14 protein-coding genes are annotated in these 14,892 nt (G+C 34.6%); 2 read left to right on the forward strand and 12 right to left on the reverse strand.

Annotated features, from left to right (window positions below):
* Positions 1 to 25: 25 nt before the first annotated feature.
* The 7 genes from MF4640_RS13485 to MF4640_RS19750 all read right to left on the reverse strand — a co-directional run bounded on the left by MF4640_RS13485 (position 26) and on the right by MF4640_RS19750 (position 6,606).
* Complete coding sequence (locus MF4640_RS13485; RefSeq protein ID WP_032055053.1) at positions 26 to 670, reverse strand: hypothetical protein; 645 nt, start codon at positions 668 to 670, stop codon at positions 26 to 28.
* Positions 663 to 2,219, reverse strand: a complete 1,557-nt coding sequence (locus MF4640_RS13490) for a UvrD-helicase domain-containing protein (protein ID WP_032055052.1) — start codon at positions 2,217 to 2,219, stop codon at positions 663 to 665. The genes MF4640_RS13485 and MF4640_RS13490 overlap by 8 nt, the downstream gene beginning before the upstream one ends.
* Before the next feature lie 3 nt (positions 2,220 to 2,222).
* Positions 2,223 to 2,780, reverse strand: a complete 558-nt coding sequence (locus tag MF4640_RS13495; protein WP_038350087.1) for a hypothetical protein — start codon at positions 2,778 to 2,780, stop codon at positions 2,223 to 2,225.
* The gene (locus MF4640_RS13500) at positions 2,780 to 3,220 is read right to left on the reverse strand and encodes a hypothetical protein (RefSeq protein WP_227518668.1); all 441 of its coding nucleotides are present in this window, start codon (positions 3,218 to 3,220) and stop codon (positions 2,780 to 2,782) included. Before MF4640_RS13500 ends, MF4640_RS13495 begins: the two co-directional genes overlap by 1 nt.
* A gap of 141 nt (positions 3,221 to 3,361) precedes the next feature.
* Positions 3,362 to 4,036 (reverse strand): hypothetical protein, encoded by a 675-nt coding sequence (locus MF4640_RS13505; protein WP_032055049.1) that lies wholly within the window; start codon positions 4,034 to 4,036, stop codon positions 3,362 to 3,364.
* A gap of 12 nt (positions 4,037 to 4,048) precedes the next feature.
* A complete protein-coding gene (locus MF4640_RS13510; protein WP_005005870.1) occupies positions 4,049 to 4,954 on the reverse strand; it encodes a hypothetical protein in 906 nt (301 codons plus the stop codon).
* Positions 4,955 to 5,076: 122 nt separating this feature from the next.
* Positions 5,077 to 6,606 carry a hypothetical protein gene (locus tag MF4640_RS19750; RefSeq protein ID WP_227518669.1) on the reverse strand — a complete coding sequence of 510 codons (1,530 nt, stop codon included), beginning with the start codon at positions 6,604 to 6,606 and terminating at the stop codon, positions 5,077 to 5,079.
* Between the two features lie 985 nt (positions 6,607 to 7,591).
* Between MF4640_RS19750 and MF4640_RS13525 the strand changes: the two genes are divergently transcribed.
* Together MF4640_RS13525 and MF4640_RS13530 are read left to right on the forward strand one after the other, a co-directional pair.
* A complete protein-coding gene (locus MF4640_RS13525; RefSeq protein WP_078389921.1) occupies positions 7,592 to 8,428 on the forward strand; it encodes a ParA family protein in 837 nt (278 codons plus the stop codon).
* A gap of 9 nt (positions 8,429 to 8,437) precedes the next feature.
* Positions 8,438 to 9,499: a ParB/RepB/Spo0J family partition protein gene (locus MF4640_RS13530; protein WP_005005876.1), complete on the forward strand. Its 1,062-nt coding sequence runs from the start codon at positions 8,438 to 8,440 to the stop codon at positions 9,497 to 9,499.
* 45 nt (positions 9,500 to 9,544) lie between these two features.
* On the opposite strand, the gene MF4640_RS13535 is transcribed toward MF4640_RS13530, so the two are convergent.
* From MF4640_RS13535 to MF4640_RS13560, 5 genes are all read right to left on the reverse strand, one after another.
* Complete coding sequence (locus tag MF4640_RS13535; protein WP_005005878.1) at positions 9,545 to 10,372, reverse strand: hypothetical protein; 828 nt, start codon at positions 10,370 to 10,372, stop codon at positions 9,545 to 9,547.
* The gene (locus MF4640_RS13540; RefSeq protein WP_005028638.1) at positions 10,369 to 11,475 is read right to left on the reverse strand and encodes a ParM/StbA family protein; all 1,107 of its coding nucleotides are present in this window, start codon (positions 11,473 to 11,475) and stop codon (positions 10,369 to 10,371) included. The genes MF4640_RS13535 and MF4640_RS13540 overlap by 4 nt, the downstream gene beginning before the upstream one ends.
* A 305-nt stretch (positions 11,476 to 11,780) precedes the next feature.
* Positions 11,781 to 13,076, reverse strand: a complete 1,296-nt coding sequence (locus MF4640_RS13550; protein ID WP_005028635.1) for an ATPase, T2SS/T4P/T4SS family — start codon at positions 13,074 to 13,076, stop codon at positions 11,781 to 11,783.
* A gap of 27 nt (positions 13,077 to 13,103) precedes the next feature.
* A complete protein-coding gene (locus MF4640_RS13555; RefSeq protein ID WP_005028633.1) occupies positions 13,104 to 13,913 on the reverse strand; it encodes a type IV secretory system conjugative DNA transfer family protein in 810 nt (269 codons plus the stop codon).
* A 37-nt stretch (positions 13,914 to 13,950) separates the two neighbouring features.
* The gene (locus tag MF4640_RS13560; protein ID WP_078389922.1) at positions 13,951 to 14,397 is read right to left on the reverse strand and encodes a DotD/TraH family lipoprotein; all 447 of its coding nucleotides are present in this window, start codon (positions 14,395 to 14,397) and stop codon (positions 13,951 to 13,953) included.
* Between the last annotated feature and the right edge of the window lie 495 nt (positions 14,398 to 14,892).

Consider the following 14,892-nt stretch of genomic DNA (forward strand, 5'->3'; position numbering starts at 1 on the left):
AGATGCCCTTTTTTGTCGTTTGGTTTTAGACTTTTTCTATAATTGTTTCGGTATCTGGTGTTTCAACTTCAAACCCAAAGTGAAGATTACCGTACTCAATTGCTTCTTCTACCCAATGCAAGCCCATGTTTTGCTCATTTCCTACTTTGCTTGAATCATAAGCCTCAAGGGGCATCACCCTCTTAATATCATTTTCGATGAAAAAATATGTATAACAGTGAGGGTGCACGTAGATTCCATCAAAATAAAATGGAATTAAATATCTCCCCTTTAATTCCTTAAACTGCTCAATTGTATGTTTACTTGAAGCAATTCCACCGCCTGAATCTATGACAATGCTTCTAAAAGATCCTGAAGGAATATCAACGATAGCTAGGCCATCGAACGTTTCTACACCATTTAATATCTCTTTAGTTTTGAGAAAAACACCTGGTTCAAAATGGCGTTGCTTGAAATTAAAATCTTCTGTGAAACTAAAGTTTGACTTTGTTTCCTTTTCAATTAGATGAAACATTTCAAGAAGTGGTGTGATTATATCTGCGACCTGTGAGCCCTTTTTCTTAACTAGCTCCATGATATACGGTTCGTGATGAAACTCTCCGCGAATATAACTAGCATTGTGACATGCCTGAAACACTCTATTTTGCAGAACTTCAACTTGATTAGGCATTTGAAATCTCCATATTTTTTGAATTTAAGTGTTCCAATAAATCATTAATGCCATCTGTAAATAATATGTTTTTGGCTCGTGTTACGGTCACATACAACAGCCGTTTTTCATCTGCAGAAATCATTAGCTTTTTATCGAGAATTTTATAGTTAAACCCTTTTGCGATTAGGACATTATCCCACTCTAAACCTTTACTCTTGTGTGATGTGCTAATGACCAAAGTGTTTTTTGGGTCAGTTTCATCATCAGCCATACTATTTTCTAACGCCCACTCAATCACTTGCCATGAGTATTGGTTTGTTAGATCCAGAAAGGTTTTTAATTCTGTAGTTGCCCCCTCCACTTCTCCAAACACTTGTATATGGTCCACAAGCTCTTGGTAGGAAGAAAAGTTTTGAAGCTCTTTACACGTTGGCCGTTTATTTGCTCTCAGTTGAAAAATACCACTGAAAATATCTTTACTGCGCTTTCCATCAACCTCAAGACGTATTTTCTTTTCGCCATTAAGGTAGCTATGAAACTTAAAAAAGTATTCAAAAGCCGTAGCATTTGTTCTACAAATAATCGCGTTCAATGAAGATGGTGCATAACTTGATGTACTGAAAGTGGTAACTTTTGACGTTTTACTTGGTAAACCTTTTAACTGTCGGGTTTCACCAAAAAGTTTATTGAGAAGTAGATTAGCTATATCTGCAACTGCATTACCAAACCGAAACGACTGCTCTAAGTACAATGCTTCAAGATCTAGGTTCTGTAAAATATCTTTCGCACCCCTAAAGCCATAAATGCTTTGGTATGGATCTCCAACAAAAATAACTTTTGCTTTTTGACGTTTGAGTACATCTAGTATTAATTGGTCACTATCTTGGCTTTCATCTACCATCACGTAATCAAAATCAAGTTGTGGTTTTTGCAGTACCCACCACTTGAGATAGTAATCGTGTGTAATACCATAATCACCGTTTGGATCAACTACATCATTCCAGATCATTTTCGCAATTGAAGTGATTTTATCTTCAAGAACGTCATTGCGCTTAATTGATGTTTGTTCTTTTAATGCTATGTAAGCATGATCATTGGTAACAGTCTGATCCACTGTCATACAAAAATAACGTAATGTATTAAGGATAATCAGCGCTAATGTTAGATCGGTGAGTTGTCGGTTTTTCCCGTTGTACTGAAATCGAATGTTTTCAAGTTTAAACTTTTGAACAATATCTTTAGGAAGTAACGTAGGCTTGTTAATCTTATTTTTCAGCCAACCGGGTATATTTCTGTAAGCTAGGGAATGGAATGTAGAACATGTGACTGAATTCAATCCATATTCAGCGAATTTTTGATTAGCTTCATCTGCCATCTTTTTATTAAATGATAGATATAGTCCAAGCTTACCTAGTTGTTGCAAAGCACTACTACAGTGGATCAATGTCGTAGTCTTACCAGTACCGGCAAAAGCAATCAATTTAAAACTGGTTTTTAGTCGTGTTGCTTTATCAATTGCTCGTTGCTGTTCACTGGTAGGTTTTTGAGTAATTTTCTTCACAACCATTGCTTAATTTCGTGCTAGAAAAGAACTTGGTTTTTTGTTTTTCATTACAAGCACATCGCTTTCAACAATTTGCATCTGGCTTGCTAAAAAGTTAACTTGTTGCTTCAGTTCGTTTATATCGCTTTTTAGTTCAACTACTTGCACTTGCATCTCAAGGTTTGAATATTTGAGCTTGTTATTCTCAGTTTCTTTCTCTTTTAGTGCTGCCTGTAATCTTTTGATTTCCTGTTGGCTCTCTATGTTAGCCACATTAATATTGCTTTTGCTTTGAATATTTTGTGCTTGAGAAGATGTACTCGCAATTGCAACAGGTTTTGGCTTCGGTTCTACTGTGCCATTATATTTGGTTGTCTCTGAGATCTTATCCCATAGTGAATATGTGCGTAATGGCGCTGGTATATTTTGATTTGGTGTTGAAAAACTGGTGCGTAAAGCATTTGCACTGTCTTTAGAAACAATGTCTCCAGAACTATTAATTTCAGTAAAGCCAGCATAAGCAAGTGAAACAACTGTTGAAACTGCTACTGCACCAATTACCTTAAAATAGTTTGATTTCTTCATTAGAATGCCCCTTTCAAACGCTTATTTTTTGCCGTTTGATTTGATGATTTTCGATTGATTGTGTTGTTTTCTAAATTGATAGAAACACCTACATTCATGACCTGATTTTTCTGTGGGTTGTATTGAATAAAGACCAGTTCTTTTGCATATTTCTTTGCGTGTGTTAAACGTTCAGCATGAATTTCATCAAGATTAAATCTGATTTGCATTCGCGATATATACAGCTTGAATAACTGATCATTTACTTCAGCTAAATTTAAAACTAAGCCTTTTTCATCTATAGAAGCAGACTCGAAAGCTAAATCATTTAAAAACCAATTTTCGGGTTGTATTAGTAAATAAAACTTTTCAACTTCGCTTGTGATTGCATATGAAAAACAAAACTCATTCACCTGATAGGTGCTTAAACAAATGGTTTCATTGTTATAGCCACGTTTCATGTTTCGGTCATATGAGCTCAACCACCAAACTAAATAGTGTCGTGCTTCCAACTCTTTAACGGTTATTTGTGCTATTTCTGAGGCCTTTAGCTGTAATGCTTCAAGGTTTTCTATTCGTCTAGCTCTCATAGATAATTCACCTTATTTTTCTTTAAAGCATGAGTTATCAAAAGCCATTGAGTTAGGATCTAACCCCATGTTTTTAAGAGCCAAGGCTTTACCGTCAAGTTCAGGGTTATCAGATGTGCTTAGTTGTTGCGAACTTGTTTCTGAAGATGCATTTTTCGCATTAGTACCTGAACCTAAAAAGTAACCGCCTCCAGCAAAAACAACTACTGCAGCTACAATGCCCATAGCTGGCCAAGACTTTTTAAAACTAGAGAATCTATCTGCTAAAGATAAGCTGTATTTTTCTTCATTAGAACGTATAGTGCTGTCTGTAACATCAGCCTTATATTCATTTAGAGCTTGATGCCAAACTTCCTTTATGTAGCTTTGAAGTTCATTTGTACTGAAACGAACCTTGCTTTTGTTTAAGTAATAGCATGGCTCACTAATAAGAATTTCTGTGTTTTCGTCAGAATTTAAGAAAACTTGTCCTCTAAACAAATTATTCTCGACCTGATCAAATCCTTTGATCGTTAATAGTAGATCTGTGGCCTTTGCATCTATATTGAAGATGCTCACCTGGCGATTTCTATCCGTATCTCCAGAAAGGTCAGAATCTAAAAACATAGACTCATTGTTTATCTTAGAGAAATAAGGTGAAAAGTTACCGACAATCGATTGGAAAGCTTTCAATTGAGTTTTGTTCATCTCAATTCCCTCTTATTTGAAAATATAGTCAAGAGTGGCAGTTTCTGAAGTTCCTCTACGAGCTTCAACTTTTCCAGTCTTTTTATTTACAAAGATAGCAACTGGTACACCAGCAGTTAGTGGCTGTGGCTTTTGTCCAGCGCTACGAATTGCTTCTCGCTGTTCACGATCTTCTTTTGGCATTGCAACAATATCTTCGTGATAGAAGAAGATAGATTGAAGAGCGCCTAAGTGTTTATCCAACTCAGCAAGTTCCTGTGGTGTAGGAATCACTTTAATTGAGTTAATTTCTTCATCAGTTCCATTAAAGGTTTTATTAATAGTATCTTCAGATGGTTTACGAAGAATTCCAGCAGCTAATTGTTTTCCGTTTTCACTTTGGTTTAGAACTAAAGCTGGAATCCATTTAATAGTTGCACCGCTTTTAACGTATGAGCGAGAAAGGTTGAATGTTTCGTGACAATATTTACAGCGTGGATCGTAAATGATGTAAACAGTGTTGTTATCATTCGCTTTTCCCTCTTTAAACCCTGAAAGCGTTTTTACAGCTTTAAAGACTGGATGATTGTATGCACTGGCCAAATTCCCAACGGAAGCTGTTGGTTGTTGTGCTGGTGCATTCATTTTTTTTGCAGTTAATTTAAGAGGCTCAGATATATTTTTTTTAGTAGCAGAATCCCAAGCTGTACCATGTAAGATGACTTTTTCATCGGATGTTGTAAAAAACACCGCATTTTTCCCATTAGGTGCCTCAAGAATCCAAGAAGTTAAACCTCCACTAAAGGGTTTAACTTCTTTTACTTTGCCCATTTTTTGCATCTTAGAAGTAAGGTCCTGAGATGGTGCAGCGTAAGTAGAGATTGTAATAATACTAATAGCGCAACTTGCTACTATTTTAGTGAAATTATTTAAAAGCATTTTAGAGTATTACCTTTTAAGCCATGTTTTAACAGTATAGTTAAAATATGGTTTTAAAAAAATAGTTAAATAAAAAAGACCGGTGTTTTAATACCGGTCAATTATAACTTATAAGTATAAGACTAAAACCCTTTTTGCTTGTTTTTTTGTATTTCATCCTGTGGTATTTCTACACTCACCATATCAAAAACATGATCATCACTATACTTAAAATCATCTTTAGAATTGTTTTTAGAGTTATAAGATCCGTTGTTTAATTCCTTGTCCGTAAACTCTACTACTCGAATAATACTGTTTACATCTTCAGCAGCTTTTTGTCTAGCTTCAGTCATGGCAAAACTCAATAATTCGTATTCAAAACCAACAAGACCAATGTTAAAGTCTGGCTCTTCTAATGGCTTCCCTAATTTCACCTCAATTAGATAATGCGAGATTGGACCTAAACCCTCACTAAACAAAGACGGTCTACCAATATTCTGTATGAATGCGTATGCAGTTCGATTGTATAGTTTTAACCAGCGTATATCTGTTGGTGGCATTACACCTAGCTGTCTTGCTGTTAATACAACCTCACACAAAATAGTTCTTACATATGCATGGTTTTTAAAAATCTTAGTAGCAACGGGATGTTTAATGTATTTGTGAATTCTTTTTCTAAGGAAGTCAAAATTAAACCCTACAAGCTTACGATCGCCCTCAACATACTGATTTTCAATTGTAAACAATGGGTTGCTAGGTATATTTTTTGTGCAAATATCCCAATAGTAATTAATTAATGTTGTTGAATCTTTTTTGATTTTACGGAACTCTTCATCATCCATAGATTCATCAGTTGCACATGCTACTGGTAAATACAAAGCTAGCAAAATTGTATCAACATCGGATAAATACGATAATTCATCGGGTGTTGTTTCTTTTGAATTATCAAGGGTTATCCAAAGATCCCCTAGTTGTGCACGTAAGACATTTAAAAACTTCTCTTCATCTATGATAGGTACTGTTTCGCTTTTATCATTATATTCTTTCGTTATTCCGTTGATTGTAATGTTCACAAGGCGCTCTTTTGTTCCTGTAATTAACTCATGCCTATTTGCAAACTCATAAGTTGAATCAAGCGCTTTAAAATGACCATTGTTCGTATCATATTTTGACAAGTCTAATGGACCAAAAACCTGTAAGTGTCTTTGGTTTGGAATTTGTTCCTCTATGAACTCTTCTAGGTTCATGCTTTTGATAAAGCCCCGTGCTGGATGCTCGCTGTTGAAGCGGTCATAAGCTTTCTTTATCCAAGGTGTTGCCAGCAAAAATATTAATAAATTCCATGCTTGACTGGCTTTTGAAATTTGAAAAATAGTGACTTCGCTAAACTTATTTTGACAAAATAATGGAAGCCAATTGTTTGTTGGTTTACATAGGTGTTCTGTTGAATACACCAACTCACTTAGTAAAGGTACGTAATTAAGCCCGATAGCTTTGAATAGGCTATGTATCCACCATAGAGGAATAATTAAAATGCCTTTTGTGTATACTAAAAACCCTACAATTTGAGGTTTATAAGCAAACCATACAGCCAAAAAAGCCACTAAAACCATAACAACAGTAAATATATAAATATGATTCTCATGTACAAGCTTATCTTTTGGATCTGCCATTTTATACCCTATTAATATGTGTATTGTTGAGTATTATATAGTTAATATTGGTTTTAATCTAATTCCCCTTAAACCTTTTAAGGATTTTAATTGTGGTTTTAAGCTGTTAACTAAAGTGGCACTTAATACCTTTTAAAGCTTAAATCAGGTCAACCTCAACACTAAGCCAGTATTCTTGGTCAAATACTAAAAAGAATGAATAAGAAGCCCTCCCCTACTAGACATTTAAGTGTATTAATCGCCTATATAATTAATTTCTCTATAAATATTGTTGGTAGTCTTTTTAGTGAATAGGGCACTCCCCTACTCAGCTAATATAGATCATTTTCAGTTGTGCATTTCACTACGTCTACTCATTTGTTTAACTGTAAGTAGTAGTAAGCCCTCCCCTCTTCTTGGCAACTCCCCTGTTATCAGTCTGATAATGAAAAAAACCACGCTTAGGAATCTAAAGCTGTTATCAGTCTGATAATGAAAAAATCAACGATTAAGAATCGAAAGCCGTTATCAGCCTGATAATGAAAAAATCAACGATTAAGAATCGAAAGCTGTTATCAGCCTGATAATGAAAAAAACCACGCTAAGGAATCTAAAGCTGTTAGCAGCCTGATAATGAAAAAAACCACGCTTAGGAATCTAAAGCTGTTATCAGTCTGATAATGAAAAAATCAACGATTAAGAATCGAAAGCCGTAATCAGTCTGATAATGAAAAAACCACGCTTAGGAATCTAAAGCTGTTATCAGTCTGATAATGAAAAAATCAACGATTAAGAATCGAAAGCCGTAATCAGTCTGATAATGAAAAAACCACGCTAAGGAATCTAAAGCTGTTATCAGTCTGATAATGAAAAACACATAAGATATGGACACATGTTAGGCATATAGATTGAAAAAGTTAAAATATATTAAAAATAAAGTGAAAAGGTATTTTAAATATTTTTCAAATATTGTATTGTTTGACTTTACTTGAAAGGTGATTGAAAAATGGAAAAGAACTCAGGAAAAACTTATATTTGTACAAGCATCCATTTTAAAGGTGGTGTGGGCAAAACAACATCTACGGTGAATTGTGCTGCTAAGCTTGGAAAATTAGGTTATACGGTTTTAGTAATCGACTTAGATAGCCAACGTAATGCAACAAAACATATTTCAAATGTTCCAGATATTGACGATATAGATGGCACTCTAAAAGATATTTTTGAAAACTATAAAACAATTAACATCCACGATGTTCTACAAGGTCCAGATAAAACCAACTTTGAAAATGTGTCTTTGATTCCTTGTGCTAAAAACATTCGTGATGTTGAGATCAATATTCAGCGTTCTAGTCCAGTTCCTAATGAAATTATTAGAAGTGTATTAAGAAAGATAAAAGGGGATTTCGACTTTATTTTGTTAGATTGTCCACCGCGAATGGAAACTTTAACTTTTAATGCTTTGTTAGCATCAAACAGTTTATTAATTCCATTACAGGGTGAATACAGTATTCAGGGTTTGGAAGATATACTTAACTCTATGGATGATTTAGAGACAAGCAATCCAGATTTAAAAATTCTATCGCCAGTACTAAACTTTTATAACAAGCGTAATACAGTGGATCTTACCTTGGCTGAAGATATTCGCAATGAATATGCTCAACCAAAATTACAAGAAAAACTGGTAAATAAGGAATTAATCTGCATTCCAAATGCTACGGTTTTTAGTCAAGCATCATATGTTAAGTGTTCCGTATTTGATCTGGATGCTGGAAAAGAAACACCAGCAAAACAAGCAATTAATCAACTTGTAGATCTAATGGTTTCTGAATACAAAAAATTATAAGGTGCTGATATGAACTTTAAAGATAAAGTAAAAAGCATGAAAAAAACACCTGTTGCTAATGCAACAGGGAGTGATGCTCAAGTTACTGATGTAAAAGAAAATACAGCGACTCCAGCCATAGAAGAGGGGAGTCTTAACCCACTAGCTAAGCGAGAAACAAAAAATATTGTTAGCGGATCTCATTTAGAATCAATCGACATTGATTTAATTGATCCATCACCTTATCAACCACGTATCATGAATAAACGTGTATATGAGAAGTTGCCAATTTTGGCTGCTGATATAGAAATTAATGGACAAATTAACCCAATTACAGTTCGACAGAAGGGTAATCGTTACGAGTTAATTGCTGGTGAGAGACGTTTTAGAGCAATTAAAGAGATTTTAAAGCTAAAGAGAATTACTGCTTTAGTTAAAACATCTATGAATGATGATAAAGCTGCTATAACAGCTTTATTGGATAATACTGCTAGACATAATCTTACAGATTTTGAAAGCATATTAAAAATCAAGCAATTATGTGAAGAGTTCGGTTATCCTTTTGAAAGTTATGAATTTGTTACTGAAAAATTTGCGATTGATAAGTCGAAGTATTTCCGTCTCAAATATATTCTAGACTTACCTGAGTTCATTTTGGACTCTTTGAACGAAGATCCTGAGCTAATTTCTGGATATATTGCTCAAGAAGTGAATACCGCAATAAATAAAGCTTTAGAAACTAAAACCGAAAAAGCAATTTTCGACTTGTTAAGACCAGAATGGGATAAATACGTTGAAGAATTTAAATCCACGGGCAAGCGTCATAAAGGATTTATAGCTATTTTGAGTGAAGAAGAAAAAGCAAATAAGGCGACTAAGCCTGAAAAAACTGAAGAAGCTACTACTGAAGAACAATCGAGTAAGAATAAATTCGATTTTAAAACAGATAAGGGCGTTAAATTTGGTTCTATGAGTTCTGAATGTGGTACCAAAGGTAAGAGTGTACTTAAGTTGCGAGTAGCCTTGGATGCCGATATTACAGAAGAGAAAGCTAGAAAAATTGAAGAGTTTTTTAAGAGCTTGAATGATTGAAGTTTCAAAACTTTGAATGAAAAAAAACCGGCATTGCCGGTTTTTTTATAATAGATCTGGATTAAAAGTTTTGTTAAGCCAATCCGAATTACTTGGATTGGTTACTGGTTTTGATTCAGATACGTTTTGACTTGGTTTAGCATTGTTAATTTCGGATGTTTCGGTATTTTGAGATGTTTCAACGGTAGGGGAGTGGTCCTGAATGTTTTTATGTTCAGTATGTTTAGCTTCCTTTATCTTAACTGCTTTTTGAACAGGAACCTCCTTGCTCTTGATAGAATCAGTTACGGGCTTTTTAGGTGATTGTTCACTTTTCTCCTTACTACTTTCTGGTATTTGTATGGTGATATGATCAAGATACTTTTTTTCAAGATATTCAATATCATACACATAGTAAGCAGTATTAAACTTGGTGTATGTTTCAACACAAGTACTTAAACCAAACCTTAATAGGAAAGAATTGACAGAATATAGGCTTGCCATATCCTCATTAACTTCATACAACTTATAAAGGTATGAAAGCTCAATTAGAACCGCTATACCAGCATGTAAAACAGCAGTTATGTAATTTCTACGAAGCTTTCCTTGAGGATGTTTTTTAATTGAATTAAATAGTTTTTGATTTGCATTTTTATCTATTTTCATTCGTACAGGCTGTGCAAACATCTCGTCTATTTCATTTTGCACTGGCGCATTTAGAAAAATCTTCTGCTTGTCAGTACAAAAGATAAATCCCAAATACAGCAGACTTAAACTAAAAGCGTTTAAGTCTAGACCTGGTAGATTTCTATTAACACTACTAATCACATCAAGATCTTCTCTTGTTAAGTGAATTAATTGATAGGATAGTTGTATGTAGTTTGAATCTGTCATTTGATTTCTGCGTACATTTTATACATGTATTTAGCTAACTTATATAAACCTTTAGCATTGGCGTACTCTGGTGATTCTGCGATTCTTACGTTCGGTAAGTCGTACTTTTCTTTAATCTCTTTTTCAAGAAAAGCTGCACCGCCTCCACAAAATAATACTAATGCTAAATCATCTCCTCCACCGATCTGTTTAGAGATAAAGTTATTTAATTCGATCATGAATTCGTTTTTAGCTTGCTGAATTAAACCTGTAATATCTTTGGCTTGAGATCCTATACCATAAGTTCCAGATTTTAGTGCGAAATCTAGCCAGTTAGCGTTAACCGTTTTATAGCCAGATTCAAGAATTAAGCTAGTGATTCGTTCATAGATGGTAAGAATACCAAGGTTACGTGATGTAGAACGATGGCCATCAAGCATGTTTCCTCCATCTAATGTGACTACAATATCAGTGGTTTTACCGCCAATATCGATTACAGCACATTCAGAACTTATTAAAAGATCACTATCTTCTGACCCGTTTCCGTGTACATCAATAATCTCATTAAAATAAGCCGTTTGAGCTTCACATTTAACAATATGTCTTTTAATGATATTAAGCGGTTTACCAGCTTTATGATCTTTTAAGTTGTAGCAAACATCACCATTGAGTAGAAAATTAGTTTTCATATCAATAAGTGGCATGTTTTTGGTTTTTTCAGGTGTGTAATAGCGACTAACAGGAAGTGAAGTAGCGATTGCAAACGCTCTACCATCATATGTTCCGATAAGGTCAATATAGGCCTTAATTGCCTGGTGTATTAGTGCCTTGTTATATTCAGATGTCGGGTATTCATCTGTTCTGGTATCTAGAGGAACACTACTATTGATCTTCTTACCAACTGTATAAAGGTTTTCATTAACTTTAACCACATAATAGTCAGTAGATTCCTCTTCGCCAGTGAGGACTTTTCCTGAATAAGCAATACTAGGAATAGTCAGTTTGATTTCATTTCCATCTGGATCTAGACCAGCATAAAGCTTTGTACCGCCATGTCCATCATCAATACCTAGAACAATATAACGTTCTTCAATCGCTGGTTTTTCATTTTGAGTATTTTTCATAAGTTTACCTTTCAATTTTTCAAGATTTACAACGAGTAACGTCTTCTACCGCGTCTAGTGTATTTATTGCCCCCAAAAACTAAGCGTCTAAGAGCAGAGGGGATATAGCTGTATTTGTATTTAAATACTTTTTCAATAACCAATGTTGCTACTATCAAGCCGATGAAAAGCATAAGTTTGAACAAGGAAAACTTAATAACAACAGCTAGAAAAGGTATAAACAAATATCCGTTTAAACCGCCCCATAGGATTAGATTTAATCTAAATTGCGACCAGTGTGCATATTGATCATCCATATTCGCCTCTTAATAAATCAGTTTGTAATAGTAGTCTTCATGCAAACGACCAGCTTTGAGTAGATCGTCAGCTTGTTTCCTGAAACTCTTACTGATGTTTGGATCTGAACCATCAGAATTAATCATTAACTCTCGAATAAACTTCTGTTGAGCATGAATATCATCAATTAAAAGCAATTGTTCTTTAAGTTGAGGTGAAAAAATTAAGTGTTCCCTTACAGCAAATACCTTGCCGTTCACATCTTTAACAAGACGTTGAGCAATCAATGTATAAACTGAACCAATAATGTCAGCTGCAGCCTGAAGATGTTCTTCATGCTTAAAGCGCTTCAACATACGTGGAATAATTTTGTCTACTGTGGTTGCGTGAACCGTTGCAAAAACAGGGTGGCCAGTTAAAGAAAGTTCTAGAGCTGCAGAAATTGTTTCTTTATCTCGCAATTCACCGATTTCAACTGCAGCAGGACGTCTACGCATCGCCTCTCTATTTGCATCCGCAAAAGTCTCGAAGTTATTGGGGATTTCGCTTTGACTAACAATACTGTGTGTGCTTTCAATTGCGTCATACTCGTATTCGATAGGCTCGTTGTGAGTTAAAATATTTCCACGAATATGAGTATTATTTTCCAACACATAGCGAATATTTGAAGCTAGTGTTGTACTTTTACCAGAACCAGTGATACCGCCGATGATGTAGCAACCATTGTGAGGTAGCGATCTTTTGATGAAATCTTCATCTAAACCCACTTTTGAAAAGTGAGGGGGGATGCCAGAAATTGTACGTAACGTTATCTGAAAAGAATCTCCAGATCCACGATACGAAGTTCGAGATACGTTCACACGAAAGTTATAACGAGTTTCCTTACCTGAAGCGTCTTTCTGCAGAATACGATATGCCTTATTAATAAACTTATTATTAATAAGGACTAAGTAGGCATTTTCATCAGCAATCGTTCTTAGGATGTGTAAAGCTTCATCACGATTGATAATACGGTGTGTTAACGAATATAACTCCAAGTCTTTCATCATTGTGATGGGGCGATCTGGACTAATGAAAATATCTGAAGCACCATGAGCTAATGCTTCGTATAGAAGACTTTCAAATTCATCGCGACTTTTAAACCCTTGTTTCGGATCTTTGTATGTCGTTATGGCTGTTAATGTAGCCAAACCAAAACCACGACTAGAATCGTAGTCTTTGCGAATGTCTTTGGTAGCTGTCAGAATCTTATTTTCAGATCCTTTAATCTTGTTAACATCAAATAATGCAGATTTTGCTTTTAATGTCGAAACCTTCATTTGCATTTAAAACTTCCAATTGAGTTAGCGAACTTAAGGTTCGCTAACAAGGTTAATTTTTGGAATTTGATAGCTAGGTGCAATTTGTTCAGGTTGGAGAATTGGTTTCCAAGTTTCAATATTTGAATTGAACTGCGGTAATTGTTGGATTTGAAGCAATTTCATATCAAGAGCAATAGTGTCTTGTGTAGAAGTAACAGCCAGTGATTGACTGCTAAATGCTGGCATTGATAACTTGCCCTCTAAAACAAACTTATGGAAAGTAACCATCCCCAAATAATCTCGTTTAAGACGATCTACTGCATCTTCAACAATATTTCGGCCCTCAACTAAACCCATTTCATAAGACTTAGCAGCAGTCTCTTTCCATATTTTTCGTTCTTGTTCGTTAGCTGGTAACATTTCTTTCGGAATGAAAGTCACGTAATCAACATTGCTATCAAGTGTAGGGAAAACAAGGTACTGACGCCAATCAGGTGCACGAGTACTGAAACGAGCTTGTTTCAAGATTTTATAAGTCTGCTTAGTCGTCTTGTACGACATGGCATTAGGTGTCTCAGTTACATCTTTTGATTCAATAATAACCGGGGGAACAACAACACCTTTGATCATGTAAGGTTTAAAGTTAAAGATTGTATCAAGGTTACGCTCTTGGCTTTTGATGACCTCACGAGCGTTGCTTAAATACGTATTGATCCCTAACTTAATACCTTTTTGCTTAACCAATTCAAGCATGGCTTCATAACGAGCTTGCTGTTCAACATTACTAACATGAACTTCTAAAGAAGACTGGTTAGATGGGTTTAGTAGCTCTTGTAATGAAGCATTATTAGAGTAGTCCATAAAAACTCCAGATATTTATAAAAGGATTTAAAGGGTGTTAGTTATAAGTCAATAAAATACTTTTATTTTGATGATCTAGAGTTATCGAAGCAGTATTTAAATATGCAGAAATATTGCGTAAAGCTTCTACACCCGTAACACGCTTTTTATTAAAATTAACAATTGGAAGCTCATGGGTAGGACCAGTTTCTACAAAACGGTATCCGTATTGGCTAGAAATACTTTTAATTAAAGGTATTGGATCGCCTATGTAGTCGATATTTAAAAGGTCATGGTTGATGCTACCTTGTTTCTTCTGAGCAGTTTGCATTTGAATTGCAGTAGAGTTCTTTAAATTCTGTTGTGCAATTAAAGCCTCTTGAGATGCTTCAGATATAATAGATAAAGGGCTTGCTACGTTTAATTGCGTTACATCACGACTAGCACATCCAGACATCATTAAACCAATTGCAAGAACGCTTAAAAGCTTTTTATTGTGCTTCATTTTTACTCCGGATTAAGTGGGTATAAAGACAAAATGATTTTAGTCTAAAAACTTTTAAAATGCACTTTATTAATTATAAAAAATCCCTTAAAAGGTATAAAGCCGACTTTTAGACACTCGCTTAAACCTAATTTATAAGCTTTAACGTATATCTAAGGCCGTTCTTTAGGCAGTCGTACCTGGCCTAAACAAGACAAATCTGTAAAAAATACTCTTTTTAGGTGCATTGTCTGTCCAAAACAATGCTTTTTTTTAGTAGTACTTATCTGAAATGTAAATACAACGTACTTTTTTCAATCAATTGTAGAGAGTAAATGAGCTCTTATAGTTTGCTAGACGTCTTTTATATTCCTTTATAGTCTTATTCTTTCTTTTTATTATCTTTTCTAATCTTTATTGTTCTTTTTTTAGAATATATTTTATACAGAAAATAACAAACTACATTTAGTTTATTTTTTACTTAAAATATTGTTAATACTGTAATTTATATTTTAC

Source organism: Acinetobacter sp. MF4640, from assembly GCF_002018895.1.
GTDB lineage: Bacteria > Pseudomonadota > Gammaproteobacteria > Pseudomonadales > Moraxellaceae > Acinetobacter > Acinetobacter johnsonii.

What these genes read in the sequence shown, in the direction of transcription:
- MF4640_RS13485 (WP_032055053.1), bottom strand. Translation starts at nt 670, where the DNA reads ATGCCTAATCAAGTTGAAGTTCTGCAAAATAGAGTGTTTCAGGCATGT.
- MF4640_RS13490 (WP_032055052.1), bottom strand. Translation starts at nt 2,219, where the DNA reads ATGGTTGTGAAGAAAATTACTCAAAAACCTACCAGTGAACAGCAACGA.
- MF4640_RS13495 (WP_038350087.1), bottom strand. Translation starts at nt 2,780, where the DNA reads ATGAAGAAATCAAACTATTTTAAGGTAATTGGTGCAGTAGCAGTTTCA.
- MF4640_RS13500 (WP_227518668.1), bottom strand. Translation starts at nt 3,220, where the DNA reads ATGAAACGTGGCTATAACAATGAAACCATTTGTTTAAGCACCTATCAG.
- MF4640_RS13505 (WP_032055049.1), bottom strand. Translation starts at nt 4,036, where the DNA reads ATGAACAAAACTCAATTGAAAGCTTTCCAATCGATTGTCGGTAACTTT.
- MF4640_RS13510 (WP_005005870.1), bottom strand. Translation starts at nt 4,954, where the DNA reads ATGCTTTTAAATAATTTCACTAAAATAGTAGCAAGTTGCGCTATTAGT.
- MF4640_RS19750 (WP_227518669.1), bottom strand. Translation starts at nt 6,606, where the DNA reads ATGGCAGATCCAAAAGATAAGCTTGTACATGAGAATCATATTTATATA.
- MF4640_RS13525 (WP_078389921.1), top strand. Translation starts at nt 7,592, where the DNA reads ATGGAAAAGAACTCAGGAAAAACTTATATTTGTACAAGCATCCATTTT.
- MF4640_RS13530 (WP_005005876.1), top strand. Translation starts at nt 8,438, where the DNA reads ATGAACTTTAAAGATAAAGTAAAAAGCATGAAAAAAACACCTGTTGCT.
- MF4640_RS13535 (WP_005005878.1), bottom strand. Translation starts at nt 10,372, where the DNA reads ATGACAGATTCAAACTACATACAACTATCCTATCAATTAATTCACTTA.
- MF4640_RS13540 (WP_005028638.1), bottom strand. Translation starts at nt 11,475, where the DNA reads ATGAAAAATACTCAAAATGAAAAACCAGCGATTGAAGAACGTTATATT.
- MF4640_RS13550 (WP_005028635.1), bottom strand. Translation starts at nt 13,076, where the DNA reads ATGCAAATGAAGGTTTCGACATTAAAAGCAAAATCTGCATTATTTGAT.
- MF4640_RS13555 (WP_005028633.1), bottom strand. Translation starts at nt 13,913, where the DNA reads ATGGACTACTCTAATAATGCTTCATTACAAGAGCTACTAAACCCATCT.
- MF4640_RS13560 (WP_078389922.1), bottom strand. Translation starts at nt 14,397, where the DNA reads ATGAAGCACAATAAAAAGCTTTTAAGCGTTCTTGCAATTGGTTTAATG.